This is a genomic window from Pseudomonas sp. JL27(2026) (genome assembly GCF_056933555.1).
Map to the genome: position 1 here is coordinate 2,622,464 of NZ_CM167794.1, position 26,681 is coordinate 2,649,144.

General features: G+C 59.6%; 24 protein-coding genes and 1 pseudogene. 22 read left to right on the forward strand and 3 right to left on the reverse strand.

The genetic code is table 11. From position 1 onward, the window contains the following. Positions 1–178 precede the first annotated feature (178 nt). From AC1Z1G_RS11945 to hcnC, 4 genes are all read left to right on the forward strand, one after another. Positions 179–508, forward strand: coding sequence for a hypothetical protein (locus AC1Z1G_RS11945; protein WP_483627176.1), 330 nt, complete (start codon positions 179–181; stop codon positions 506–508). 478 nt (positions 509–986) lie between these two features. Further along, the gene (hcnA, locus tag AC1Z1G_RS11950) at positions 987–1,301 is read left to right on the forward strand and encodes a cyanide-forming glycine dehydrogenase subunit HcnA (RefSeq protein WP_347905735.1); all 315 of its coding nucleotides are present in this window, start codon (positions 987–989) and stop codon (positions 1,299–1,301) included. Then, positions 1,298–2,707 (forward strand): cyanide-forming glycine dehydrogenase subunit HcnB, encoded by a 1,410-nt coding sequence (hcnB, locus tag AC1Z1G_RS11955; RefSeq protein WP_483627178.1) that lies wholly within the window; start codon positions 1,298–1,300, stop codon positions 2,705–2,707. The genes hcnA and hcnB overlap by 4 nt, the downstream gene beginning before the upstream one ends. Next, positions 2,700–3,959 carry a cyanide-forming glycine dehydrogenase subunit HcnC gene (gene hcnC / locus AC1Z1G_RS11960; RefSeq protein WP_483627180.1) on the forward strand — a complete coding sequence of 420 codons (1,260 nt, stop codon included), beginning with the start codon at positions 2,700–2,702 and terminating at the stop codon, positions 3,957–3,959. The genes hcnB and hcnC overlap by 8 nt, the downstream gene beginning before the upstream one ends. A 52-nt stretch (positions 3,960–4,011) precedes the next feature. On the opposite strand, the gene AC1Z1G_RS11965 is transcribed toward hcnC, so the two are convergent. Next, complete coding sequence (locus tag AC1Z1G_RS11965; protein ID WP_483627182.1) at positions 4,012–4,623, reverse strand: glutathione S-transferase; 612 nt, start codon at positions 4,621–4,623, stop codon at positions 4,012–4,014. Positions 4,624–4,782: 159 nt separating this feature from the next. Here AC1Z1G_RS11965 and AC1Z1G_RS11970 point away from each other — a divergent pair, with 159 nt between their 5' ends. Beyond that, entirely contained in the window at positions 4,783–5,700 is a 918-nt protein-coding gene (locus AC1Z1G_RS11970; RefSeq protein ID WP_483627184.1) for a DHH family phosphoesterase, read from the forward strand. Between the two features lie 64 nt (positions 5,701–5,764). Next, complete coding sequence (locus AC1Z1G_RS11975) at positions 5,765–6,631, forward strand: patatin-like phospholipase family protein (RefSeq protein WP_483627186.1); 867 nt, start codon at positions 5,765–5,767, stop codon at positions 6,629–6,631. A gap of 3 nt (positions 6,632–6,634) precedes the next feature. Here the strand turns inward: AC1Z1G_RS11975 and AC1Z1G_RS11980 are convergent, their stop codons facing one another. Then, entirely contained in the window at positions 6,635–7,555 is a 921-nt protein-coding gene (locus tag AC1Z1G_RS11980; RefSeq protein WP_347905740.1) for a MurR/RpiR family transcriptional regulator, read from the reverse strand. 312 nt (positions 7,556–7,867) lie between these two features. Between AC1Z1G_RS11980 and AC1Z1G_RS11985 the strand changes: the two genes are divergently transcribed. From AC1Z1G_RS11985 to AC1Z1G_RS12060, 16 genes and pseudogenes are all read left to right on the forward strand, one after another. Further along, complete coding sequence (locus tag AC1Z1G_RS11985) at positions 7,868–9,805, forward strand: bifunctional 5-dehydro-2-deoxygluconokinase/5-dehydro-2-deoxyphosphogluconate aldolase (RefSeq protein ID WP_483627188.1); 1,938 nt, start codon at positions 7,868–7,870, stop codon at positions 9,803–9,805. Between the two features lie 161 nt (positions 9,806–9,966). Next, positions 9,967–10,860, forward strand: a complete 894-nt coding sequence (gene iolE, locus AC1Z1G_RS11990) for a myo-inosose-2 dehydratase (RefSeq protein ID WP_483627190.1) — start codon at positions 9,967–9,969, stop codon at positions 10,858–10,860. Beyond that, positions 10,857–11,666, forward strand: a complete 810-nt coding sequence (iolB, locus tag AC1Z1G_RS11995; protein WP_483627192.1) for a 5-deoxy-glucuronate isomerase — start codon at positions 10,857–10,859, stop codon at positions 11,664–11,666. Before iolE ends, iolB begins: the two co-directional genes overlap by 4 nt. A 44-nt stretch (positions 11,667–11,710) precedes the next feature. Next, positions 11,711–13,213: a CoA-acylating methylmalonate-semialdehyde dehydrogenase gene (locus AC1Z1G_RS12000; RefSeq protein WP_483627193.1), complete on the forward strand. Its 1,503-nt coding sequence runs from the start codon at positions 11,711–11,713 to the stop codon at positions 13,211–13,213. A 34-nt stretch (positions 13,214–13,247) separates the two neighbouring features. Further along, positions 13,248–14,069 (forward strand): TIM barrel protein, encoded by an 822-nt coding sequence (locus AC1Z1G_RS12005; protein WP_483627194.1) that lies wholly within the window; start codon positions 13,248–13,250, stop codon positions 14,067–14,069. 151 nt (positions 14,070–14,220) lie between these two features. Continuing rightward, positions 14,221–16,152, forward strand: a complete 1,932-nt coding sequence (gene iolD / locus AC1Z1G_RS12010; protein ID WP_483627196.1) for a 3D-(3,5/4)-trihydroxycyclohexane-1,2-dione acylhydrolase (decyclizing) — start codon at positions 14,221–14,223, stop codon at positions 16,150–16,152. Positions 16,153–16,182: 30 nt separating this feature from the next. Continuing rightward, complete coding sequence (iolG, locus tag AC1Z1G_RS12015; protein WP_483627198.1) at positions 16,183–17,208, forward strand: bifunctional inositol 2-dehydrogenase/D-chiro-inositol 1-dehydrogenase; 1,026 nt, start codon at positions 16,183–16,185, stop codon at positions 17,206–17,208. A gap of 55 nt (positions 17,209–17,263) precedes the next feature. Then, a pseudogene (locus AC1Z1G_RS12020) lies at positions 17,264–17,443 on the forward strand (Gfo/Idh/MocA family protein); the annotation flags it as partial. Positions 17,444–17,797: 354 nt separating this feature from the next. Beyond that, a complete protein-coding gene (locus tag AC1Z1G_RS12025) occupies positions 17,798–18,724 on the forward strand; it encodes a sugar ABC transporter substrate-binding protein (protein WP_483627200.1) in 927 nt (308 codons plus the stop codon). 70 nt (positions 18,725–18,794) lie between these two features. Then, the gene (locus AC1Z1G_RS12030; RefSeq protein WP_483627202.1) at positions 18,795–20,360 is read left to right on the forward strand and encodes a sugar ABC transporter ATP-binding protein; all 1,566 of its coding nucleotides are present in this window, start codon (positions 18,795–18,797) and stop codon (positions 20,358–20,360) included. Between the two features lie 176 nt (positions 20,361–20,536). Next, entirely contained in the window at positions 20,537–21,559 is a 1,023-nt protein-coding gene (locus AC1Z1G_RS12035) for an ABC transporter permease (protein ID WP_483627204.1), read from the forward strand. Positions 21,560–21,951: 392 nt separating this feature from the next. Further along, the gene (locus AC1Z1G_RS12040) at positions 21,952–22,356 is read left to right on the forward strand and encodes a TraR/DksA family transcriptional regulator (RefSeq protein ID WP_347905753.1); all 405 of its coding nucleotides are present in this window, start codon (positions 21,952–21,954) and stop codon (positions 22,354–22,356) included. 600 nt (positions 22,357–22,956) lie between these two features. Beyond that, positions 22,957–24,180, forward strand: coding sequence for a methyl-accepting chemotaxis protein (locus AC1Z1G_RS12045; protein ID WP_483627813.1), 1,224 nt, complete (start codon positions 22,957–22,959; stop codon positions 24,178–24,180). 134 nt (positions 24,181–24,314) lie between these two features. Beyond that, positions 24,315–24,518 carry a hypothetical protein gene (locus tag AC1Z1G_RS12050; protein ID WP_483627206.1) on the forward strand — a complete coding sequence of 68 codons (204 nt, stop codon included), beginning with the start codon at positions 24,315–24,317 and terminating at the stop codon, positions 24,516–24,518. A gap of 447 nt (positions 24,519–24,965) precedes the next feature. Beyond that, the gene (locus AC1Z1G_RS12055; RefSeq protein ID WP_483627208.1) at positions 24,966–25,598 is read left to right on the forward strand and encodes a hypothetical protein; all 633 of its coding nucleotides are present in this window, start codon (positions 24,966–24,968) and stop codon (positions 25,596–25,598) included. Continuing rightward, entirely contained in the window at positions 25,591–26,169 is a 579-nt protein-coding gene (locus AC1Z1G_RS12060; RefSeq protein WP_483627210.1) for a hypothetical protein, read from the forward strand. The genes AC1Z1G_RS12055 and AC1Z1G_RS12060 overlap by 8 nt, the downstream gene beginning before the upstream one ends. 274 nt (positions 26,170–26,443) lie before the next feature. Here the strand turns inward: AC1Z1G_RS12060 and AC1Z1G_RS12065 are convergent, their stop codons facing one another. Beyond that, positions 26,444–26,617: a hypothetical protein gene (locus AC1Z1G_RS12065; protein ID WP_483627212.1), complete on the reverse strand. Its 174-nt coding sequence runs from the start codon at positions 26,615–26,617 to the stop codon at positions 26,444–26,446. Between the last annotated feature and the right edge of the window lie 64 nt (positions 26,618–26,681).

Here is a 26,681-nt window from a genome sequence, read left to right on the forward strand (position 1 = left end):
AGAGGGCTGGACGACAGTCTGCCAAGGATTGAGTGTGGGCTATCTAAAAAATATTTCATCTCGCCCATCGTTTTTCGGCACCGATATCGGGCGACGCCTTGATGCTTAAGCCGGGCTCGTTGACGTTTATACTGCGTCGCCCTCGGGCTTTACCCTGGCGAAAAGGACATTGGCAGCATTGAACGTCAAAAAAAGAATGGTGATACCGATCATTGTCGGTTTCTTGCTCATCCCGCTGCTCAGCGTATTGCTGCAACCTGATATCAAGAGCGGCATTCGATTCGCAATCAGCGCCACCCTCTGTTGGTTTCTCTATAAAGGTGCCTCGTGGGTGCGCTGGGTCATGGGCATTCTCTGTGCATTGGGCGGTCTGGCGTCTGTCTATTTCGCCCTGGCGCAGTCGTCTTCCGCAGCGCAGTTTATCTTTGTGGTGTTGATGGTGTTTTACCTGCCTTCGGCGTTTGTCTTGCTGACAGGGGCTTATCTCAACGTCCAGCGTCGGCGCTGACTGGCGAAGTGCAGAGGCGGGAGGCCCATGCATAAACCCGCTGAAACTGACCTGTCGCGCACAGTCGGTTGCCCGACACACGATCCCGATGATTATTTTGATTGCGATGTTTGTGCACTGATTCTGGCCCTTTTGCACAACGCCGCCCCTGCTTCGCGAGGGCGGTTTTTTTATTTGATTCGCAGGAGAAGGCCGGGCCAGAGCGCTTACTTCAGGTCATACAGTTTTCTGATTTCAAACCCTGCCAACAGCCTGCGTTTTTACTGGCCTGGATCAATATTCGAATGGGTTATTTACCTTAGGGTAAAAGATCCTAGTCCTTTGCAAGACATGGACTACATTGTCTGGCTTGCTCTTGTTGCATAGTCGACGAGCCTTTGCAGACCGGCCGGTCATTTCTGACCGCGGGCCTGCAAGTGGGGAGTGCAACATGAAGCTGACAACCCTTACCCGAACCTCTTCACGGATGAAATGAGTAATGCATCGCCTAGACCGACCGTTTGACATCCAGCCGCTTCAGCAGGCGGATATGACCATCCAGATCAATGGCCAACCGGTGAGTGCCGCAATCGGCGAAACCGTGCTCACGGTCATTCAGTCCCTGGGAATGCGCCAGGTTGCGCGCAACGACCACGACCAGGTTTCCGGCGCCTATTGCGGCATGGGTGTTTGCCACTGCTGCCTGGTGAAAATCAACGGACGACACAAGCGCCGCGCCTGCCAGACACTGGTCCGGCCGGGCATGCAGGTCGATACCGCCGTCAATCGCATTGCCGAGCAGGAGGCACTATGAACCTGCAACCGGTGATCGTCGGCGGTGGCCCGGCGGGTATGGCGGCCGCCATTGAGCTGGCTGAACATGGCGTGGCCTGCACCTTGCTCGAGGAGGCGTCGCGACTGGGTGGCGTGGTCTATCGCGGGCCGCTGCGCGACGGTGTGCAGTTGGATTACCTGGGGCCGCGTTACTCGGAAGCACTGGCCAAACTGCACGGTGATTTCCAGGTTAATGCCGGGCTGATCGACGTCTGCCTGAACAGCCGCGTAATCGGTGCCGAAGGGCACCGCGCACTGGTGCTGCTGGACGCGGACGAACGTTTGCAGGAGGTCGAGTATTCGCATCTGTTGCTGGCCGCCGGTTGTCACGAACGCAGTGTGCCGTTCCCGGGCTGGACGTTGCCTGGGGTAATGCTGCTGGGTGGTTTGCAATTGCAGATCAAAAGCGGCGTGGTCAAGCCGCAGGGCCCGGTGGTGATCGCCGGCACCGGCCCGTTGTTGCCGCTGGTGGCCTGTCAGCTCCACGCGTCCGGGGTGACGGTGGCAGGTGTTTATGAAGCTTGCGCCTTCGGCAAAATCGCCAAGGAAAGCCTGGCGCTGCTGAACAAGCCGCAACTGTTCCTCGACGGTTTGAGCATGCTTGCTTACCTGAAAATGCACCGCATCCCGATGCGCTACGGCTGGGGGGTGGTGGATGCCTACGGGGAGGGCGAGTTGAGCGGTGTCACGGTTGCACCGTACTCAACCACCTGGCAACCGGACGCGAGTCGTGCCCAGAAAGTCCCGGCGCAAACACTGGCAGTCGGCTACGGTTTCATCCCGCGCACCCAACTCAGCCAGCAAATGGGCCTGGGCCATGGGTTCAGCGACGACGGCTACCTGCGCGCCACCACCAATACCTGGCAGCAAAGCAGCGAACCACACATTCACATGGCCGGCGACATGGGCGGGATTCGCGGTGGCGAGGCGGCGATGCTCAGCGGGCGGATTGCCGCAGTGTCGATACTGCTGCAACGTCACGTGCTCAAGGAAGATCAAGCCTTGGCGCTGCGTGAGCGTTATCTGGGCAAGCTCAAATCCATCGTGCGCTTTCGGGCCGCGGTCGACCGCTACACCGAACGCGGCGCCGGGCAAACCGCGCTGCCGGCAGCCGACACCGTGATTTGCCGTTGCGAGCACGCGACGCGCGCCGACATCGATCGCGCCTTGAGTCAAGGTGTTCAAGACATGGCCAGCCTGAAAATGCGCACCCGCGTGAGCATGGGTGACTGCCAGGGGCGCATGTGCGTGGGCTATTGCAGCGACCGCTTGCGCGAGGCCACCGGCCGCGCCGACGTGGGCTGGCTGCGCCCGCGTTTCCCGATTGACCCGATTCCTTTTTCGGCCTTCCAGACCACCAGCACGGATGCGTTGAACCATGAGTAAGTACTACGACGTTGTAATCGCCGGCGGCGGTGTGATCGGGGCGTCCTGCGCCTATCAACTGTCCAAGCGCAAAAACCTGAAAATCGCCTTGATCGACGCCAAGCGCCCTGGCAACGCCACGCGCGCGTCTGCCGGTGGCCTGTGGGCGATCGGCGAGTCGGTCGGCCTGGGCTGCGGGGTGATTTTCTTTCGCATGATGTCGGCCAACCGCAAGCGCGAAGCGCAGGGTTCGGCGGTGGCGGTCGACTCCAGCACGCCGCACATCCTGCCGGACTCGTTCTTCGATTTCGCTCTGCAATCAAATGCGATGTACCCGCAGCTGCACCGTGAGTTGCAGGAAAACCATGGCATGGACTTCAAGTTCGAAAAGACCGGGCTCAAGTTCGTGATCTACGACGACGAAGACCGTTTGTATGCCGAGCACATTGTTGCCTGCATTCCACACCTCTCTGACCAGGTACGCTGGCTCGACCAGGCGGCCCTGCGTGAAGCCGAGCCGAGTGTCAGCCATGAGGCGCGCGGGGCGCTGGAGTTCCTTTGCGACCACCAGGTCAGCCCGTTCCGGCTCGCAGACGCTTACACCGAAGGTGCGCGGCAAAATGGCGTCGACATGTACTTCAACACCAACGTGACAGGCGTGCTGCACAAGGGCTCGCGGGTCAGTGGTGTGCAGACGGCCGAAGCCGGGCTGTTCAACTGCGACACCTTGATCAACGCCGCCGGGGCCTGGGCCGCAGACCTGAGCCTGATGGCCACCGGCGTCAGCATTCCGGTGAAACCGGTCAAGGGCCAGATCCTGTTGACCGAACGCATGCCCAAGTTGCTGCAAGGTTGCCTGACCACCAGCGACTGCTACCTGGCGCAAAAGGACAACGGTGAAATCCTCATCGGCAGCACCACCGAGGATAAAGGCTACGACGTGACCACCACTTACCCGGAAATCGCCGGACTGGTGCAAGGCGCGGTGCGTTGCATTCCGGAGCTGGCTGACGTGAATCTCAAGCGCACCTGGGCGGGTTTGCGCCCGGGTTCGCCAGATGAGCTGCCGATCCTCGGCCCGATGGCGGGTGTGGATGGCTACCTCAACGCCTGCGGGCACTTTCGCACCGGCATCCTGACCTCGGCGATCACTGGCGTACTGCTGGACAAACTGGTGAACAACGAGCCATTGCCGCTGGACATCACGCCGTTCCTGGCGGACCGGTTTGAAGCGTCACCGGTGGTTGAGAAAAAACAGGCAGAACCGGCCTGATGAACCGATTGTTCCCACGTTGGCGGTTCGACGTGGGAACAATCATTTTTGTTCAGGTCATCGGTGTGCTGACAAACGCGGGCAACTGTTCCGCGTAAGCGGTGAACGCGCTGATCTGCGGAAACTGCGCCGACTGCACCTGATCCGGCACCACCAGATGTGTGAAGCTCCAGGCCACAGCAAGGCTGATGCCGTCCTGGGTGAGCGAACCGTCCATCTTCAACGGCTGCTTTTGCAGCTCCTGTTCCAGCACCGCATACGCCGCCAGCAACTGTCCGCTGACGCGCTCCAGCCACGGTTCATGCCGTTTCTCGGCAGGCCGCAGGTTCCTTTCGTAATAGATTTGCACCGACTTCTCGCAGGCCGCCAATGCCAGGCCGATCAGCCGCAACGCACGCAGGCGCAGGTTCAAGTCCGCCGGCATCAAACTGTTGCCAGGCCCCGCCAAAGCTTCCAGATAGTCGAGGATCAAGGTCGAATCCATCAGCACCTCGCCGTCGTCCAGTACCAGCGTGGGAGCCTTGACCACCGGGTTGATCTGCTGGAACTGGTCAAAGCCCCTGAACACCGAAATCGAGGCGTGTTCGAAGGGGATGTCCAGCGATTTCAGGCTAATGGCGACACGTCTGACATAGGGTGAGTCGAGCATTCCGATCAGCTTCATGTACGGCTCCTTGGGAGATGGGCAGCAAACAATCACAGACAATGCGCCACCAATTTAGTGGTAAACCGATGAGCTTAGCCACTGTCACACCCGTGTAACAACGAGGTGCGAAGGTGCCCGGATTTGGTAGCAGGGCCATGGGCCTTCGACAGGGACGTTATGATCATTGTGACTTCAGGCTCGGCATATCTGGACATCGACGCCTATGCCGGCTGCATCGCCTACGCCGAATTGCTCAACTTGACAGGGCGCCCGGCACTGGCCGTGAGTCGTGCACCGCTGAACCTGAGTATCAGCCCCTCGCTGCGTGACGGCGGCAAAGGTCTCGATTGTCATGTGCCGCAGCCGGATGACGAGTTCGTGCTGGTGGACGTCTCCGATCCTCGTTATCTGGACACTGTCGTGCAGGTGGAGCAGGTGATTGAGGTGATTGATCATCATCCGGGGTTTGAAGCCTTCTGGGCCGAGCGTCTGGCGCAGCGGGCGGATATTCGGGTCATTGGCGCGGCCTGCACCCAGATCTACCAGCGCTGGGTCGCGTCCGGGCTGCTGGCCTCCATCAGCCCGCACAGCGCCACCTTGCTGGCGGCCGGGATTCTCGATAACACCTTGAACTTCGGTGCTCTGGTCACCACCGATCAGGACATCCAGGCTTACGCGGTGCTGGCCAGGTTGGCGGGGTTGAGTGACGACTGGCCGGCGCGGTATTTCATGGAATGCCAGGAAGCGCTCGAAGGCAAACTGCACGTCGCACTGCTTCAAGACCTGAAAACCATGGAGCAAAGCGATCTGTTACCGCGTTTTTTTGCACAGCTCTGCGTCTGGAATGCACAGGCACTGCTGCAACGCCAGCGTCCGCGCATTGCCAGGGAGTTGGGCAAGTTCAGTGATGACTGGTTGCTGAATGTCATCAGCATCCAGGAGCGCAAAAGCTATTTGCTGATGGGCGGGGCAACCAGTGTGCTGAAGGTCAACACACTGCTGGAAACCCAGGCGCAGAGCGGTTTGGCCGTGGTCAGCCCGCCGGTGTTGCGCAAAGAACTGTTGGCCAGGGCCCTGGCGTGGGCCGCGACCTGAGTGTTATCAAGCGCAGCCGCTATGCTTGACAGTCAAGGTACTCGAGTTGAGCGGGAGGTCCGCCATGCCTGTCGAAAAAACTGCATTGGTGCTCGCTGGTGGCGGTAGCCTCGGCGCGGTTCAAGTCGGCATGTTGCAGGCGCTGGTCGAGGCGGGGGTTTCGTTCGACCTGGTGATTGGTGCATCGGTCGGCGCCATCAACGGTGCCTACTTCGCCGCCCGACCACATGCGCAAGGCGTGGCCGAGCTGGCAGACTTCTGGCGCGGTTTGCGCAAGGACGATGTGTTTCCGTTTTCACTGCTTGATACCCTGTCGGCGATCTTTCGTCGCCGAGGTTTTCTATTGCAGTCTTCGGCGCTGGAGCGTCTGGTACGGCGAGCATTGCCTTTCACGTTGATCGAAGACACCGAGCTGCCGCTGTACATCGTTACCACCAATTTGCTCAGCGGTGCCGAAGAACTGTTGTCCAGTGGCAGCGCTGAGCAAGCGTTACTGGCCAGTGCGGCGATTCCACTGGTGTTCGCGAGCGTGCAGATCGGCGACAAACTGTTGGTCGACGGCGGCGTCGCCAGCAACACGCCAATTGCCAGTGCAGTGTGCCTGGGCGCGACACGGGTTGTGGTGGTGCCGACCGGTTTTGGCTGCGCCTGCCCCAGTCCGCCGCCGGGGCTGGTGGCGTTGGCCTTGCACACCTTGAACCTGATGAGCATGCGCCAACTGGTGCGCGACATTGAGTTGTACGCACCGCGCGCGGCGATTCATGTGGTTGCGCCGCTCTGTCCGTTGGGGATCTCAGTATTCGACTTCACCCAGACCGATCAATTGCTGCAACGGGCCTATCAGTCGACCCTGAGCTGGATCGAAGAGGGTGGGCTGATTCGCACCGGGGTGCCGGGTTCGTTGCAGGCCCACACTCATCACGGCGGCTGAACCTCAGTCCTCGAAACCGACCTGCTCGTGAATCTCGTCCATCTTTAGCTCCAGGCGATACGCCACGGCGATGAACAGCGCCTGACACAGGCACAACGTTGCACTCAGTGAGCGAAATGCGAACGAGCTGCCTTCATTGACCAGCAGCACGGTGTTCGCCCGTTTAGCCAGGGGTGAGAGGTTGCTGTCGGTGATGATCAGGGTTTTCGCCTGATGATGCTGGGCGATACGCAGGCAGTGCTGGGTTTCCTTGGCGTAGGGCGTGAAGCTGATGGCGATCACCAGATCGTTGGGCCGCACGCTGCGCATTTGCTCGCGGTAGCTGCCGCCCAGCCCCGAGACCAGGTGAATGCGCTTGTTGGTGTGTTGCAGGTTGTACACCAGGTAGTCGGCCACCGCGAAGGAACGGCGTACGCCGACCACATAGATGTTGTCGGCATTGACCACCAGGTCCACGGCCTTGTCGAAGGCCTGGTCATCCAGCTCCAGGCCCAGGCGTTCGATGCCCGACAACGTGGCATTGATGCATTCGCGTGCCAGGTCGCCACCGCTGGCTTTCTGCGATTTGTTGGCGATCATGCTGCGAATGCGTTGCTGGTAGTTCTGCACCGGCGTGGTCTTGTGCGTATACGCCTCGCGGAACAACGCCTGCATTTCGCTGAACCCGCTGAACCCGAAGCGCTGGGAGAAGCGCACGATGGCCGAGGGGTGGACTTCGCACTCACGGGCGATGTCGCTGATGCGGTCGACCATGATCCGGTCGCTCTGCTGGCTCATGTAACTGGCGATGCGCTTGAGCTGGCGCGGCAGGCTTTCGTATTCGTTGGTAATCAGCTGCAGCAAGCGCTCGGCATTGATCGGGGGGCTGGCGAGGTCGCTCTCGGGCGTGGTCTCGGCGGTAGCCGGCTGATCGGTGCGGGACATAAATAATCCTTCTGGCTTGTTCTTATAGGGCCGCTTGGTAACGGGCTGCCCCTGACAATAGGTTGGCTGTGCGCAGTCTACAGGGTAGGCGCAAATAAAATCTTGAGCCTTGGGTCGGCCAGACAATTGCTGAAACGATGCACGGTGTCTGGCAGGGGTGTGGGAAAGTTTATTGGAAAAAATATTCCATGTAAAAAATCAATGGAATAAATATTGATTTGTCGCTCGCGAACGTTTTAGTCTCCACCCACCAAGAGTGTTCGGTGCGACTACGCACCCGAACGCAGGCTGATAAAAATAACAGGAGCCAGCATGGGCCAGACTCGTTTTGCCAGTGGGCGTCAATTGGATCTGATTTGCCTGGGGCGCCTGGGCGTCGATCTCTATGCGCAGCAAGTTGGTGCGCGGCTGGAGGATGTCTCAAGCTTCGCCAAGTACTTGGGCGGTTCGTCCGCGAACATTGCTTTCGGGACGGCGCGGCTGGGGTTGAGGTCGGCCATGCTCAGCCGGGTGGGCGACGACCACATGGGGCGCTTCCTGCTCGAATCCCTGGCTCGCGAAGGGTGTGACGTCAGCGGCATCAAGGTTGATCCGGAGCGTCTTACCGCGATGGTCCTGCTGGGTCTAAAAGACCGCGAAACCTTTCCGTTGGTGTTCTACCGCGAGAACTGCGCCGACATGGGGCTGCGCGCCGAAGACATCAGCGAAGCCTTTATCGCTTCCAGCAAAGCCTTGTTGATCACCGGCACCCATTTCTCCACGGACAGCGTCTACAAGGCGAGTATTCAGGCACTGGAGTACGCCGAGAAGCACCACGTCAAACGTGTGCTCGACATCGACTACCGCCCGGTTCTCTGGGGGCTGGCGGGTAAAGCCGATGGTGAAACCCGTTTTGTCGCCGACCAGAACGTCAGCCAGCACGTGCAGAAGATCCTTGCACGTTTCGACCTGATTGTCGGTACTGAAGACGAGTTCTTGATTGCTGGCGGCTCCGAGGATCTGCTCGCTGCGTTGCGCAATGTGCGGCGCCTGACGCCAGCCACGCTGGTGGTCAAGCTCGGGCCGCAAGGCTGCACGGTGATTCACGGGGTGATTCCGGTTCGTCTCGAAGACGGCGCGATCTATCCTGGCGTGCGGGTCGAGGTGCTCAACGTACTGGGCGCCGGTGATGCCTTTATGTCGGGCTTTCTCAGCGGTTGGCTGGAGGACGCCAATGACGAGCGCTGCTGCCAGTTGGCCAATGCGTGTGGTGGTTTGGTGGTATCACGCCACGCCTGCGCCCCTGCGATGCCGACCCGCGCCGAGCTCAATTACCTGTTCAATAGCCCGGTGCCGATCACCCGGCCGGACCAGGACGCGGTGCTGCAACGTCTGCATCAGGTCAGCGTCCCGCGCAAGGCCTGGAAGCAACTGTTCATCTTTGCCTTCGACCACCGGGGTCAACTGGTGGAACTGGCGCAAAAGGGCGGTCGTGACCTGAGCAGCATTGGCGAACTCAAGCAGTTGTTCATCAACGCTGTGGAACGGGTCGAAGCAGATTTGCGCGAGCGGGGCATAGACGCCGATGTCGGTGTATTGGCTGACCAGCGTTTCGGCCAGGACTCGTTGAATGCGGCCACCGGTCGTGGCTGGTGGGTGGCGCGGCCCGTGGAGGTGCAAGGTTCGCGGCCGCTGGCCTTCGAACATGGCCGCTCGATTGGCAGCAACCTGATCGCCTGGCCGCAGGAACAAATCATCAAATGCCTGGTGCAGTTTCACCCGGACGACGAGCCGCTGTTGCGCCTGGAGCAGGAAGCGCAGCTCAAGGGTTTGTATCAGGCGTCGCAGGTGAGCGGCCACGAGTTGCTGCTGGAAATCATCCCGCCCAAGGATCACCCCTCGCCTCATCCGGATGTGCTCTACCGCGCCATCAAACGCCTGTACAACCTCGGCATCTTTCCGGCCTGGTGGAAGATCGAGGCGCAAAGCAGTGACGAGTGGAAGCAGCTCGACGAACTGATTCAGGAACGCGACCCGTATTGCCGTGGCGTGGTGTTGCTGGGGTTGAACGCCCCCGCCGCGACGCTCGCCGAAGGCTTTGCGCAGGCGAGCCAGAGCCAGGCCTGCCGCGGGTTTGCGGTGGGTCGGACGATTTTCCAGGAGCCGAGCCGAGCGTGGATGGCCGGAGAAATCGATGATGAAGCGCTGGTCCAGAGAGTGCAGGGCACGTTTGTCGAGTTGATCAATGCCTGGTGCACCGCCCGCGCCTGATGAATTGACGCAATTCCAATGTGGGAGCGGGCTTGCTCGCGAATGCGGTGGGTCAGCCGCCATCAATGCTGAATGACAAACCGCATTCGCGAGCAAGCCCGCTCCCACAGGGGGCAGCGTCGCTCTTACGGTTTCATGTAAAAACAATAAAAGGTGCAGCCATGCCCGCTATCCGAATTGGCATCAACCCGATTTCCTGGAGCAACGACGACCTGCCGTCTCTCGGCGGCGAGACGCCGCTGAGCACTGCGTTGAGTGAAGGCAAGGCAATCGGCTACGAAGGCTTTGAGCTCAACGGCAAGTTCCCCAAGGACGCCAAGGGTGTGGGCGATGTGCTTCGGCCTTACGACCTGGCGCTGGTGTCGGGTTGGTATTCCAGCCGCTTGGCGAGGCGTTCGGTGGCCGAAGAGATCGACGCCATCGCCAGTCATGTCGAGCTGCTGGCGCAAAACGGCGCCAAGGTGCTGGTGTACGGCGAAGTCGCCGACTCCATTCAAGGCCAGCGCATCCCGTTGGTGGAACGTCCGCGTTTCCACACCGGGCAAGCCTGGCAGGCCTACGCCGACAAGCTCACCGAGCTGGCACGTTTCACCTTGTCCCACGGCGTGCGGTTGGCCTATCACCACCACATGGGCGCCTATGTCGAATCGCCTGCCGACATCGACCAACTGATGGCCCTGACCGGTAGCGAGGTCGGCCTGTTGTTCGATTCCGGCCATTGCTACATGGGCGGTGGCGAGCCGTTGGAGGTGCTGCGCAAACACATCGGGCGTGTCTGCCATGTGCACTTCAAGGATGTGCGCAAACCGGTGGTGCAACTGGCACGCAACAATTTGTGGAGTTTTCCTGACTGCATCATTAACGGCACGTTCACCGTGCCGGGCGACGGCGATATCGACTTCGCCGCGCTGCTCGACGTGCTGCTCGCCGCCGACTATCACGGCTGGCTGGTGGTCGAAGCCGAGCAGGATCCGGCGGTCGCGCCCAGCTACGTCTACGCCAAGAAAGGTTTCGAGACACTGCGCGCCTTACTCGACCAGGGGGCCGGGCAATGAGCCTGCTGATCAAAAGCAATGCTCGTGGCCAGACCATGGTCGAGCTGGCGGCCGGCACGCTGGAATATGTCGGTTTCGCCGCGTATCGCTTGAGCCTGGGCGAAACCCGGGCGGTCAGTGCGGGAGACAAAGAACTGTGTCTGGTGCTGCTCAGCGGTCGGGTCGATGTCAAAGGCGAAGCGCCTGGGCAGGGTGCGTTCAACTGGGACAACATCGGCAATCGCCACTCGGTGTTCGAAGACACCTCACCGTTCGCCGTGTACCTGCCGCCCGGCAGCCAGGCGCAGGTGGTTGCCCTCGGCGACGTGCAGATTGCCGTGTGCGCCGCACCCGGGTCGGCATCGGCCAACCTGGGCCCGCGCCTGATCAAGCCCGAAAGCATGAAGCGCAGCGTGCGCGGCAGGGGCGCCAATACCCGCTATGTCTGCGACATCCTGCCGGACACCGAGCCGGCGCATTCGTTGTTGGTGGTGGAGGTGCGCACACCGTCCGGGCATTCGTCGAGCTACCCGCCGCACAAGCACGACATCGACGACCTGCCGCACCAGAGCCTTCTTGAAGAGACCTATTACCACCAGATCAACCCGCCCCAGGGCTTCGTGTTTCAACGGGTCTACACCGACGACCGTTCCATCGACCAGGCCATGGCCGTGGAAAACAGCGACCTGGTGGTGGTGCCCAAGGGGTATCACCCGGTCAGCGTGCCTTATGGCTACGAGTCGTATTACCTGAATGTCATGGCTGGGCCGAAACGGGTCTGGCAGTTCCACAACGATCCGCAGCACAGCTGGCTGCTGGACCTCTGAGTTCCAACGTCTGAATTCCACTATCTGCACGGAGAACAAGAACAATGAGTGATGCCCCGGTTATCGGCCATTACATCGACGGTCAGGTGCAGGACACCGGCAGTGAGCGCTTCAGCCCGGTGTTCAATCCGGCCACCGGCGCCATTCAGGCGCGGGTCGGGCTGGCCAGCCACAAGACGGTGGATGAGGCGGTGGCCTGCGCGCTACAGGCATTCCCGGCCTGGTCCGAGCAGTCGGCGCTGCGCCGTTCGCGGGTGATGTTCAAGTTCAAGGAGCTGCTCGACCGTCATCACAATGAACTGGCTGAAATCATCAGCCGTGAGCACGGCAAGGTGTTTTCCGACGCCATGGGTGAAGTGACTCGCGGCATCGAAATCGTCGAATACGCCTGCGGCGCGCCGAGCCTGCTGAAAACCGAATTCAGCGACAACATCGGTGGCGGCATCGACAACTGGAACCTGCGCCAGCCGTTGGGCGTTTGCGCCGGCGTCACCCCGTTCAACTTCCCGGTGATGGTGCCGTTGTGGATGATCCCGCTGGCGCTGGTCACCGGCAACTGCTTCATCCTCAAGCCTTCCGAGCGTGACCCGTCGGCCAGTGTGCTGATGGCGCGCCTGCTCACCGAGGCCGGTTTGCCGGACGGTGTGTTCAACGTGGTTCAGGGCGACAAGACTGCGGTCGATGCCTTGTTGCAGCACCCGGACATCGAAGCGATTTCCTTTGTCGGCTCGACGCCGATTGCCGAGTACATCCACCAGCAAGCCACCGCCCGTGGCAAGCGCGTGCAGGCACTGGGCGGGGCGAAAAACCACATGATCGTGATGCCCGACGCCGACCTGGACCAGGCAGCCGACGCATTGATCGGCGCGGCATATGGTTCGGCTGGCGAGCGCTGCATGGCGATTTCGATTGCCGTGGCGGTGGGCGATGTGGGGGACCCGTTGATTGCCAAACTGCTGCCGCGTATCGATCAGTTGAAAGTCGGCAACGGCATGCTGGGCGACAGCGACATGGGGCCGTTGGTGACGGCCGAACACAAGGCCAAGGTCGAGGGCTTCATTGATCAAGGCGTGGCACAGGGTGCGCAGCTGATTGTCGATGGTCGGAATTTCAAGGTGCCGGGTGCTGAAAACGGTTTTTTTGTCGGGGCGACGCTGTTCGACCAGGTCACGACAGAAATGAGCATCTACCAGCAGGAAATCTTCGGCCCGGTGCTGGGCATTGTCCGCGTGCCTGATTTCGCCAGCGCGCTGGCATTGATCAACGCCCATGAGTTCGGTAACGGCGTGTCCTGCTTCACCCGCGACGGTGGGATTGCCCGCTCGTTTGCTCGCGCCATCAAGGTCGGCATGGTCGGCATCAATGTACCGATTCCGGTGCCCATGGCCTGGCATTCCTTTGGCGGCTGGAAGCGCTCGCTGTTTGGCGATCACCATGCGTATGGCGAAGAAGGCATTCGTTTTTACAGCCGCTATAAAAGCGTCATGCAGCGCTGGCCGGACAGCATCGTCAAAGGCCCTGAGTTCAGCATGCCGACCGCCAAGTAGGCTACGTTCACTTTGAGTGCGGAGAACAAGAATAATGAGCCAGCCCCTGCGTTTCGCGCTGAACCGTATGGTCGCCCCACGTTTGTCGTTGCCGGATTTCATTGAGCTGGCGGTCACCCTGAACACCGACGCCATCGAGCTTCGCAACGACCTCAAGGGCATCGAGATCGAAGACGGTACGCCACCCGCTTATGTCCGTGAGTTATGCGCGGCGCACGGCATCAAGGTGTTGTCGATCAACGCGTTGTACCCGTTCGATGTGTGGAATGCCGAGCGCCGTGCACAAGCCCTGACACTCGCGGCGTATGCCCGTGATTGCGGCGCTCGTGGGCTGGTCATGTGCCCGCTGAATGATCGCGCCGACTCACGCAACGAAGCTGAACGCAGCGCCGGTCTGCGCACCGCGTTGAGCGAACTGGCGCCGATCCTGCGCGAGTACGGGATTCTCGGTTTCATCGAACCGCTGGGTTTCGAAGAGTGTTCGCTGCGGCGCAAACGCACGGCAGTGGATGCGATCAAGGCGATTGGCGGGCTGGATGTGTTCCGTCTGGTGCACGACACCTTTCACCACCATCTGGCCAGTGAACACGAGTTTTTCCCTGAGCTGACCGGGCTGGTGCACATCTCGGGAGTCGAGGATGCGCAAGCGCGGCTAACGTCCATCCGCGATGGCCATCGGGTGCTGGTGGGCGAGGGCGACATCCTCGGCAACGCGGCACAGATCGATACCTTGCTCAGCACCGGCTACAGCGGCTACCTGTCGTTCGAGCCGTTTGCCGACAGCGTGCACGGGCTGACGGATATCCGGCAGGCGATCGGCGCGAGCATGGATCACCTGAAGAACTCCCTGGCCTGACACAGGATATTGGGTTGGCATAAATCTAATGTGGGAGCGGGCTTGCTCGCGAAGACAGTGGCACATTCAAAATCGATGTGACTGTCAGACCGCTTTCGCGAGCAAGCCCGCTCCCACATTGACCAGATTTGCATTCATAAAAGGTGCAAGCATGACCACAACAAGACTGACCATGGCCCAGGCCCTGGTGAAATTCCTCGATAACCAGTACGTCGAGGTCGATGGGGTTCAAAGCAAGTTCGTCGCCGGGATCTTCACCATTTTCGGTCATGGCAATGTGCTGGGCCTCGGCCAAGCACTGGAGCAGGACAGCGGCGACCTGATCGTCCATCAGGGCCGTAACGAGCAGGGCATGGCCCATGCGGCCATCGGTTTTGCCAAGCAGCATCTGCGGCGCAAGATCTACGCCTGCACTTCGTCGGTCGGTCCTGGCGCGGCGAACATGCTGACCGCTGCGGCGACCGCTACCGCCAACCGCATTCCCTTGCTGCTGTTGCCCGGCGACGTCTACGCCAGTCGCCAACCGGACCCGGTGTTGCAACAAATCGAGCAGTTCCACGACTTGAGCATCAGCACCAACGATGCCTTCAAGGCCGTGAGCAAGTACTGGGACCGCATCAACCGTCCCGAACAACTGATGAGCGCGGCGATCCACGCCATGCGCGTACTCACCGATCCGGCGGAAACCGGCGCGGTGACGCTGGCCTTGCCGCAAGACGTGCAGGCCGAAGCTTACGATTACCCGGATTACTTCCTGCAAAAACGCGTGCACCGCATCGACCGTCGCCCGGCCACCGAAGCGATGCTGGCGGATGCGGTAGCGCTGCTCAAAGGCAAGCGCAAACCGCTGATCATCTGCGGTGGCGGGGTCAAATACTCGGGAGCGAATGCAGTGTTGCAGGCGTTTGCCGAGCGATTCGATATTCCGTTCGCCGAGACCCAGGCCGGTAAAAGTGCGGTGGTTTCCAGCCATCCGCTGAACGTGGGCGGCATCGGTGAAACCGGCTGTCTGGCGGCAAACCTGCTGGCCAAGGAAGCCGACCTGATCATTGGCATCGGCACCCGCTATTCGGATTTCACCACGGCGTCGAAATGGTTGTTCCAGCACCCTGACGTGGACTTCCTCAACCTGAATATCAGCCCTTGCGATGCGCTGAAGCTCGATGGCGTGCAGGTGCTGGCCGATGCTCGCTCCGGTTTGCAGGCCTTGTCCGAAGCCCTCACCGGTTACCGCTCCAGTTGGGGCGAGCAACCGCGTCAGGCCAAGGCGCAACTGGATGAAGAGGTGGATCGGGTTTACCAGGTCGAATACCAACCTTCGGATTTCGTCCCGGAAATCAACGACCACATGGACCCGGCGGTGCTGCGTGAATTCATTGAGTTGACCGGCTCCTGCCTGACCCAAAGCCGTGTGCTCGGCGTATTGAACGAAACCCTGGCTGACGATGCGGTGATCGTCGCCGCTGCTGGCAGCCTGCCCGGCGATTTGCAGCGCAGTTGGCGCAGCAAGGGCGTGAACACCTATCACGTCGAGTACGGTTATTCCTGCATGGGGTACGAGGTCAATGCCGCACTCGGTGTGAAGCTCGCGGAACCTGAACGCGAGGTCTATGCGTTGGTCGGTGACGGCTCTTACCTGATGCTGCACTCGGAGCTGGCGACCTCGATCCAGGAGCGACGCAAGATCAACGTGATCCTGCTCGACAACATGACCTTTGGCTGCATCAACAACTTGCAGATGGAGCATGGCATGGACAGCTTCGGCACCGAGTTCCGTTTCCGTAATCCTGAAACTGGCAAGCTCGACGGCGGGTTTGTGCCGGTGGATTTCGCCATGAGCGCGGCGGCTTATGGCTGCAAGACCTACAAGGTGAGCACTGTCGAGCAGTTGCGAACAGCATTGGCCGATGCGCGGTTGCAGAGCGTGTCGACGCTGATCGACATCAAGGTCCTGCCCAAAACCATGATTCACAAATACCTGTCCTGGTGGCGGGTGGGTGTGGCGCAAGTCTCCACCAGCGCCCGCACCGATGCGGTGGCCAAAACCCTCAATGAACGACTGGCCAAGGCCCGTCAGTACTGATTGCGCTGTCACTTCAACAGGAGTTTCTACATGTCTTTGCTCTCTCATTCCTTGAAACTGGGCGTCATCGGCACCGGCGCCATCGGCCAGGATCACATTCGTCGTTGCAGCCAGACCCTGCTCAACAGTCAGGTGGTGGCGGTCACCGACATCAACTTGCAGCAGGCTGCCAAAGTCATTGCCGACCTGAAACTCACCGCCGAGGTGTACCCGCACGGGCATGCGCTGATCAACGCGCCGGAGGTTGAAGCGGTTCTGGTCACCTCCTGGGGCCCGAGCCACGAAGAGTTCGTACTGGCGGCGATTGCGGCGGGTAAACCGGTGTTCTGCGAGAAGCCGTTGGCGGTGACGGCCGAGGGCTGCCGCAAGATTGTCGAGGCCGAAGTGGCCCACGGCAAACGGCTGGTGCAAGTCGGTTTCATGCGCCCGTACGATGAAGGTTATCGGGCACTCAAAGCGGTGATCGACAGCGGCCAGATCGGCGAGCCGTTGATGCTGCATTGCGCGCACCGTAACCCGAGCGTGGGCGAGAACTACAAGACCGACATGGCAATCACCGACACACTGATCCATGAACTGGACGTGCTGCGCTGGTTGCTTGCCGATGACTACGTGTCGGTACAAGTGGTGTTCCCGCGCAAGACCAGCAAGGCCCACGCGCACTTGAAAGACCCGCAAATCGTCCTGCTGGAAACGGCCAAGGGCACACGCATCGACGTTGAAGTCTTCGTCAACTGCCAGTACGGCTACGACATTCAGTGTGAGGTGGTCGGCGAAACCGGTATTGCCAGGTTGCCAGAGCCGTCCCAGGTACAACTGCGCAGCGGGGCCAAGTTGTCGAATGCGATTCTGATGGACTGGAAGGACCGCTTCATCGCCGCCTATGACGTCGAGTTGCAGGCGTTCATCGATGGCGTACGCGCCGGGCAGGTCGGCGGGCCGTCGGCGTGGGACGGTTTTGCGGCGGCGGTGGCAGCGGATGCGTGCATCGAGGCGCAGCAGAGCGGAGCGATCATCAACGTCGCGCTGCCAGAACGTCCACGGTTTTACGGCTAAGCGAGTCGGACTGGTCGGTTACGGCCACGGCGGCCGGCTTTTTTATGCGTCGCTGTGCTGGCAGCAGTTCTATTTGCAACTGCAAGCGGCATTGCAAGGCGCTGGCCCATTGCCGGTCGAGCCCCGTGATGCACTGGCGACCACCCGCGTTCCAGACGCTGCGCGCTTGAGTCACGAGCGCCGTCAGGGGGTGATCATGCAGCCGTTTTGTGGGCACGGAATCAAATTAGAATAAAATTCTAAAATGAGTTGATATAGAAATTATTTTCCAATAAAGTCATTTCAAGGTTACCGACTATCAACGTTCTACTCGCCTTCAAGCCCGCCTTGATGTCGGGCAGGACGAACAAAAAACAAGAAACAACGATAGGTACCGTTCATGCAAACCTTCAGCACTGCCTTGCGCCTTTCACGGACTGCATTTTTACCTCGCGCTCAATTCCCTGCCTTTTTCAGGTTTCTTTGTGATGAACGCCAAGGGGCCCTGGTGTGCTGCCTTTCCGGCACCCCCACCGTTTACTTGCCTACTGACTGAATGCGTCCTGCGCCTTATCCATAAAACCAACAAGAATGTGGAGAAAGACTGTTCATGAAGACCAAGATCCGTTTCGCCTCGCTTGCCCTGTCCCTGATGTTGGCCAGTGGTGCCGCTTTCGCTGACCTGAAGATTGGCGTGAGCATGTCGCAGTTCGATGACACCTGGCTTACCTACCTGCGCGAATCCATGGATCAGCAAGCCAAGTCCATGCCCGATGGCGTCAAACTGCAATTCGAAGACGCCCGCAGCGATGTGGTCAAGCAGTTGAGCCAGGTGGAGAGCTTCATCAGCCAGAAGGTCGACGCCATCGTGGTCAACCCGGTGGACACCGCCGCCACCAAAAAAATTACCGAAGCGGCGGTCAAGGCCGGGATTCCACTGGTCTACGTCAACCGTCGCCCGGATGACCTGAACCTGCCCAAGGGTGTGATCACCGTGGCCTCCAATGACCTGGAAGCCGGCCAGATGCAGATGCAATACCTGGCCGAAAAACTCAAGGGCAAGGGTGACATCGTGATCCTGCTCGGCGACCTGGCCAACAATTCCACGACCAACCGCACCAAAGGCGTGAAAGACGTACTGGCCAAGTACCCGGACATCAAAATCAATCAGGAGCAGACCGGCATCTGGCTGCGGGATAAAGGCATGACCCTGGTCAACGACTGGCTGACCCAGGGCCGCAAGTTCGACGCCATTGTGTCCAACAACGACGAGATGGCCATCGGCGCGGCCATGGCCCTCAAGCAGGCCGGGGTCGAGAAGGGCAGTGTGCTGATTGCCGGTGTCGACGGGACGCCCGACGGTTTGCGTGCGGTGAAGAAAGGCGACCTCGCGGTCTCGGTGTTCCAGGACGCCAAGGGCCAGGCGGTCGGCTCCATCGACGCAGCGGTGAAGATGGCCAAGAACGAGCCGGTCGAGCAGGCCGTGTGGGTGCCGTACCGGCTGATCACCCCGGAAAACGTTGATCAGTTCAATTAATCCGTCCGTTCAAAAACAACAATAAGCACGCAAGGTGGCCCTGCCAACCTTGCTGATGGAGTACCTGATCATGTTCGCTTCAGCGACTGCTTCGAGCATCCCGTTAGTGGGTGTCCAGCCACACGCTGCACCGGTCGATGAGCCGTACCTGCTGGAGATCATCAACGTCAGCAAGGGGTTCCCCGGTGTGGTGGCCTTGTCCGATGTTCAACTGCGGGTGCGGCCGGGGTCGGTGCTGGCCTTGATGGGTGAAAACGGCGCCGGCAAATCCACCCTGATGAAAATCATCGCCGGTATCTACCAGCCCGACGCCGGTGAACTGCGCCTGCGCGGCAAACCAGTGACCTTCGACACGCCGCTGGCCGCGTTACAGGCCGGGATCGCGATGATCCACCAGGAACTCAACCTGATGCCGCACATGAGCATTGCCGAGAACATCTGGATCGGCCGTGAGCAGCTCAACGGGTTTCACATGATCGACCACCGGGCCATGCACCGCTGCACCGCGCAGTTGCTGGAGCGCCTGCGGATCAATCTCGACCCGCAGGAGCAGGTCGGCAACCTGAGCATCGCCGAGCGGCAGATGGTCGAGATCGCCAAGGCGGTGTCCTACGACTCGGACATCCTGATCATGGACGAACCGACCTCGGCGATCACCGACAAGGAAGTCGCCCATCTGTTCTCGATCATTGCCGACCTCAAGGCCCAGGGTAAGGGCATCATCTACATCACCCACAAAATGAACGAAGTGTTCAGCATCGCTGATGAAGTCGCGGTGTTCCGGGACGGTGCCTACATCGGCCTGCAACGGGCCGACAGCATGGACGGCGACAGCCTGATCTCGATGATGGTCGGACGCGAACTCAGCCAGTTGTTCCCGGTGCGGGAGAAGCCGATTGGCGACCTGTTGATGTCGGTGCGGGACCTGCGTCTGAACGGCATTTTCAAAGGCGTTTCGTTCGACCTGCATGCCGGTGAAATCCTCGGCATCGCCGGGCTGATGGGCTCGGGGCGGACCAACGTCGCCGAAGCGATTTTTGGCATTACCCCAAGCGATGGCGGTGAAATCCGCCTCGATGGCCAGGCCGTGCGCATCAGCGACCCGCACATGGCCATTGAGAAGGGTTTTGCCTTGCTTACCGAGGATCGCAAGCTCAGCGGCTTGTTTCCGTGCCTGTCGGTGTTGGAAAACATGGAGATGGCGGTGTTGCCGCACTATGTCGGCAACGGCTTCATCCAGCAAAAAGCCCTGCGCGCCTTGTGCGAAGACATGTGCAAGAAGCTGCGGGTGAAAACCCCGTCGCTGGAGCAGTGCATCGATACCTTGTCTGGTGGCAACCAGCAAAAAGCCTTGCTCGCCCGTTGGCTGATGACCAACCCGCGCATTCTGATTCTCGACGAGCCGACCCGTGGCATCGACGTCGGAGCCAAGGCCGAGATCTACCGGCTGATTGCCTACCTCGCCAGCGAAGGCATGGCAGTGATCATGATTTCTTCGGAGCTGCCGGAAGTACTCGGCATGAGCGACCGGGTGATGGTCATGCACGAAGGTGACCTGATGGGCACCCTGGACCGTAGCGAGGCGACCCAAGAGCGGGTCATGCAACTTGCCTCGGGCATGTCTCTACGCCATTAAGTCAAGGGTGAACGCCGTATCTGTGGCGAGGGAGCTTGCTCCCGCTGGGCCGCGGAGCGGCCCCAATGTCTCGGATATACCGTAGATCTGGCGAGCGCTACGCACTCGAACGGGAGCAAGTTCCCTCGCCACAGGTATGTATTCGATGCCAGATTTCATTTGAAGGGTGAGTGGTTATGAACGCGATACTGGAAAACAAGCCTGCAACGGCACCAGCCAAGAGCCGTCGACGCTTTCCGACCGAGTTGAGCATCTTCCTGGTGCTGATCGGTATCGGCCTGGTGTTTGAGGTGTTCGGCTGGATCGTGCGTGACCAGAGCTTCTTGATGAACTCCCAGCGATTGGTGTTGATGATCCTGCAAGTCTCGATCATCGGCCTGCTGGCGATCGGCGTGACCCAGGTAATCATCACCACCGGCATCGACTTGTCATCCGGCTCGGTGCTGGCATTGTCGGCCATGATCGCTGCCAGCCTGGCGCAGACCTCGGATTTTGCCCGGGCGGTGTTTCCATCGCTGACTGACTTACCCGTGTGGATTCCGGTGGTCGCCGGGCTCGGGGTTGGGCTGCTGGCCGGGGCAATCAACGGCAGCATTATCGCGATTACTGGGATTCCGCCCTTTATTGCCACATTGGGCATGATGGTGTCAGCCCGTGGCCTCGCGCGGTTCTACACCGAAGGCCAGCCGGTGAGCATGCTCTCGGATTCCTACACCGCCATTGGTCACGGTGCGATGCCGGTGATCATCTTCCTGGTGGTGGCGGTGATCTTCCACATCGCGCTGCGCTACACCAAGTACGGCAAGTACACCTATGCCATCGGCGGCAACATGCAGGCGGCGCGGACTTCGGGGATCAACGTCAAACGTCATCTGGTGATCGTCTACAGTATCGCCGGTTTGCTGGCAGGGTTGGCCGGGGTGGTGGCATCGGCCCGGGCGGCGACGGGGCAGGCCGGGATGGGCATGTCTTATGAGCTGGACGCGATTGCCGCGGCGGTGATCGGCGGCACCAGCCTGGCGGGGGGAGTGGGGCGCATCACCGGCACCGTGATCGGTGCCCTGATCCTCGGCGTCATGGCCAGCGGATTTACCTTTGTCGGGGTCGACGCTTACATTCAGGACATCATCAAAGGCCTGATCATCGTCGTTGCGGTGGTCATCGACCAGTACCGCAACAAGCGTAAACTGAAACGCTGAACGTTTTGCGCAGGAGCAACGAGCGCCACGCGGTTGACCTGGCGCACCCCGAAATCGTGCTTTGGCGGCGCTTTTTTACGACCCGTTACGCCATGCCGACCCGCATGGCGTTGCCGTTTGTCTTCTATATACAGCCGCTCGATTGAATTTCTTGCTATAAACGCACTCCGATAACCGCCCCAAAGCTTGCCGTAGAGCAATTTAAGGGCTTTGTCAGACAAATTCCCTGTCTTTTCAGTTGCTGAGGCTTCAAGTCGGCCTTAGACTGCCGCCCCTCGTAAATTGAGTGCCGGGTGGCGCTTGGAATGTATGGCGCCTTTCCGAGACCGCAACGGGTCGACCGGAACGCTCCCTAATTCGCCTTAATGCACGTATTTTTTATAGAGAAATCAATGACAAAGGAAAAGTTGCTGGCCATGCCGGCAGATGACTACATGAATGCCGAGCAACTGGCTTTCTTCACTGCGCTGTTGCAAGCCATGAAGGTCGAAACCCACGAGCGCATCGAGCAAAGCCGTGTAGCCATCGAAAGCCTGGACACGCCTGCCGATCCTGCGGACGCTGCTTCCGTTGAAGAAGAGCGTCACTGGCTGGTCAATGTCATCGACCGTGACCAACGCATGCTGCCTCAGCTGGAAATGGCCCTGGGCCGTATCGCTGAAGACACCTTCGGCTGGTGCGATGACAGCGGCGAGCCAATTGGCCTGAAACGCCTGCTGATCAGCCCGACCACCAAGTACTGCATCGAAGCTCAAGAGCGTCACGAGCAAATCGACAAGCACCAGCGTCAAGCCTGATTCTGTAGCGCAAATTCGCGGGCAAGCCCGCTCCCACAGGTCATACATACACCTGTGGGAGTGGGCTTGCCCGCGAAGCTTTTTGCGGTCTTGCAAATATCCCGACGCTTCTATTGATCTGCTTCAAGCCCCCGACTAAGGGACCATGGATAATGGCCTTCTAGTGGCGTTTAATGCAGGTACAACAAATAGAAGCCGTATGGGGTAACGAACATGACGAGAGATGGATCTCTGGCTGGCGCAGCGCCGCAATTGGCGTCGACGTCCAGCGTCGGCACACGCTGGCTGGCACCCACACTACAAAGCATCGCCCTGATGCTGTTGTTGTGCGGCATGGCTGTGTGGGAATGGTCACTGTACATCGGCCTGCCTGTGGCCATCGTGATTGTCTGGTTACCGCGCTTGCGCTCGCGGACCGTTGCGCAATTGCCTGTCACCGATAACGCCGGTGCCCTCGGCGAATTGACTCGCGATCTTTCTTACAGCACCACGCATAACGCATTGTCCGCCGCTGGTGTGGCCTTCTCGGTCAAGCAACTGGCCGGCAAACTGCAATCGCAACTCGATGCTGCCGCCCGGATCGTCAGCAGCGCCGAAGTGATGATCGGCACCGAAAAAACCACTTCCCAACTCAGTCGACAGGCGCTCGGCGCTGCCAGTGAAGCCCATCAAAGCAGCGCCGAAGGGCGCACCGTGCTCGCCGACTCTATCGTGCGCATGCATCAGCTCAGTCAGCGCGCCAACGATAGCCGCGAGTTGATCGAAGCCTTGAGTCTGCGCAGCGAAGACATCCAGCGCGTGACCCTGGTGATTCAATCGATTGCCAGCCAGACCAACCTGCTGGCCCTGAACGCGGCCATCGAAGCCGCCCGGGCCGGGGAGCATGGTCGTGGGTTTGCCGTGGTAGCCGACGAAGTTCGCGGCCTGGCAGGGCGCACGGCGACCGCCACCGATGAAGTCGGGGTAATGGTGGCCGATATCCAGCAGCGTACAGCGCAAGTAGTGGAGCAGATCCGCCAACTGTCCAGCGACCTTGAAGTGGGCGTCGAACAGGTGGAACTCACCGGCCAGCATCTGGAAAACATCGCGCGACTGGCCGCTGGCGTAGAAGGCCAGGTCAGCGACATCGCCAAGGGCGCAGACACCAACCGTGAACAACTGGACAGCCTGTTTCACGCGGTCGAGCAAATGCGCAGTGATCTGGCGGTCAGCGATCAACAGACCCGGCACCTGGCCGACGCGGCGGTGCAGATGGAGGGGCAGGCCGAAACCATCAGCGAGCGCCTGGCCGAAGTCGGGCTGGATGACTATCACCAACGCATCTACGACCTGGCTCGGGAAGGGGCGAGTCAGATTGCTGCGCGTTTCGAGGCCGACATCGAACAAGGTCGCATCAGCCTCGACGACTTGTTCGACCGCAACTACCAGACTATTCCCAATACCACGCCGGCCAAGTACCAGACCCGTTTCGATCGCTACACCGATCAGGTCTTGCCGGCCATCCAGGAGCCGCTGCTGCCACGTCACGAGGGGCTGGTGTTTGCCATTGCCTGCACGCAGCAGGGCTATGTGCCGACCCATAACGCGGTGTTCAGCCAGCCATTGACCGGCGATGCGCAGGTCGACAGCCTGCACAGCCGCACCAAACGCAAATTCGCCGACCGTACCGGTATTCGCTGCGGTAGCCATCACAAGCCCGTACTGTTGCAAACCTACACTCGCGACACCGGGGAGTTGATGCACGACCTGTCGGTGCCGATCATGCTCAAGGGCCGCCATTGGGGCGGTTTGCGTCTGGGCTACAAGCCTGAAGGCGCGCATTGAAGAGCGGCTCCTGCGGCTGCGATTGTTACCGGATACACAAAAAAGCTGTGCAAGGTGTCCGCTGTTTCCCCGTGAATGAGCGTCTTACTATGGCCACATAGTCAGGCGGCTAATTAAAAGATCGGGGTTGAGTCATGCAGTGCAAAGTCGATGTCGCGGTGATGATTGGCAGCGGTGTGCCGCAGGGGCTAAGGGCAATGGGCCAGAGTGTCTGCTGGGTCGTGTTGTTGAACGGTGAGCAGCGTGGCACGGCGTTCGCCAGTCGCGACGAAGCCGAGGAGTGCAGGGCTGCGTGGCTGGCGCAACTGCATGCGGAAAAGTCCGACAGCCTGCACTGAAAGGGGGGGCAATGCGTTTAATGCAAACGCTGGATTAGATCGTCGACCATCTGGGCGCGGCTCGCGATCTCCCACAATTGTACTTTCAGGAAGACTGACGACTGCCCTGGTCATCAGTCTTGTGTCTGTGGGTATGGGGGCAGCGGCATTGTCTCTGGGGGGGAACTATTGGTCATGATTTTGAAATGAGTGATGGCAATAAGCTATTGCGATTGCCTTGCACAAGCCTTACTCTCTCGCCGCGTTTTTGACGTCATAGAGTTGCCATGCCTGACATGCGCACCCGGATAAAAGCCGTGCTCTGCGCTACAGGTTTATCTACTTGTATCGTCCTGTCATTCAGCTAACTGTTTTCGGTGTGTGTCCGTTCTGCACCGGTTTCGTTGCGCCCGCTTCGACGTCTCTTTCGCGCTCAGGCTTTTTATAAAACTCTCAAGGATGTCTGCTGTGAAACGCATTTTTTATGCAATGACGGTCATGCTCGGCCTGTCTCTGACCGGGTGTGTGTCTTTTACACCGCTGGGACCGATTGGTGATCCGGTTGTCCGAGCCACCTCGACGCTGGATCGCGGTGCGGAAGTCGATGATGTCGTGATCTCTGCCCCTCGATTGAACGACAACGTACGTGCAGGCGGCAGCAAACAACTGACCGAGCAAATCAGCGTGTACGTGGATAAAAGCGATTACTTCAAACGAACCGTGGTGTATCCGGCCAAGGCGGGTGAAGACGATGTTGTCCTCAAGTTCAAACTGACGTCACTGTCCGGTAAACGCACCACTCACCCAGCCTATATTCCTGGTGCCTTGGTGACTTTGACCTTCTGGATTTGGGTCAATGGGCCGATTTACACCGATAAGTACGACCTGGCCGGAGAACTAGTCATCGAGGACCGTCGCGGCAAGCAATTAGCCAAATCCATTGGGCAGGTGAAACTCGATGAAAACGTCGGGTTCTGGGACAACGATTACCTGAACACCAACCTCGGGGCTGTTCAACTGCGTGATCTGATTGCCCAATTGCTGGCCGATTCCACACTACAACTTCATCGTTCTCTGAAGGCTCCGGTTGTTTATGAATAAAGTATTTCTGGCTTTACTGCTGTTGGCCAGCAGCACACTGGGCGGTTGCATTTCTTACTCCCAGCATGAGTTGGCGCCCGTCGATCAATGGCCTCCGGTACAGGCCAAGCAGGAAAAACCGAGCGTGTATTTGCGGGTGACCACGCAATACCAGTTCAACGGTGCCGCATCGGGTGGTGGCGGCAATCAGCTTGCAGTGGAAAAGGGTGTGCTGGAAACGTTCAAGGAGTCCGCTCGATTTGAAAACGTCACGACCCAGAAGACCGACTCCAATCTGTACGTTTCCGCTCAACTGACGAACAACGAGCAGGGCAGCCTGGCAAGTGCGTGGTTGACCGGGTTCACGATGTTTGTCATCCCGACCACCTTCAAGAATACCTTCACGCTTGAGACCGTATTCAAGGACAAGGACGGCAATGTACTGGGCCGCGTGGTCAAGCAGGAGAGTACGCGTACCTGGATGCAGATATTGTTGATCGCCGGGTTGCCATTCAACGAGCGCGGTGATGTTTTGCTCAAGCAATTGACTCAAAGCACCCTGGATGAAGCAATCAAACGCAATTTGATCTGAGGACCTGATGACGTGATCTGTCTGGCTCAAACAAGTGCCAGGCAGGTCTGCGTCACGCCGACGTATCGATCATCCCGATGACGCCGACTTCTGCCTGATACAGAGCGGTGGTCGCCATGGAGATCGCGCGGGTGATGGCCTGTACTTGCGTGCGTGCGGCCGAGATGGCCAGTGCACGGCCGGTTGCGCAGGTGCAGCGGGCATTGCTGATCGCCGCCAGACGCGCATTGGCTCGCCGTAGTTTCTGTTGAAGTTGCTCGAGCTGTTTCTTTAGTTACTTGATCCGGTTCTTTTTTGCTTCCAGCGCGCTGGCTGGCTGTAGAACAGGGGCGAGGCTGAATGTGTTGCCGCCGTCGTCGTCTGGCGATTGCGCCACAGGGCTGGTGATGGGTGACGCCACGGACAGAAAATCCGCCAGATGAGTGGGCGAATTTATGTTAATTATCATGATGCTCTTAAATGGAAACTCGCCGTTGTATGGGTCGAGCGGCCTCTTCCTTGAAGGCCGGTTA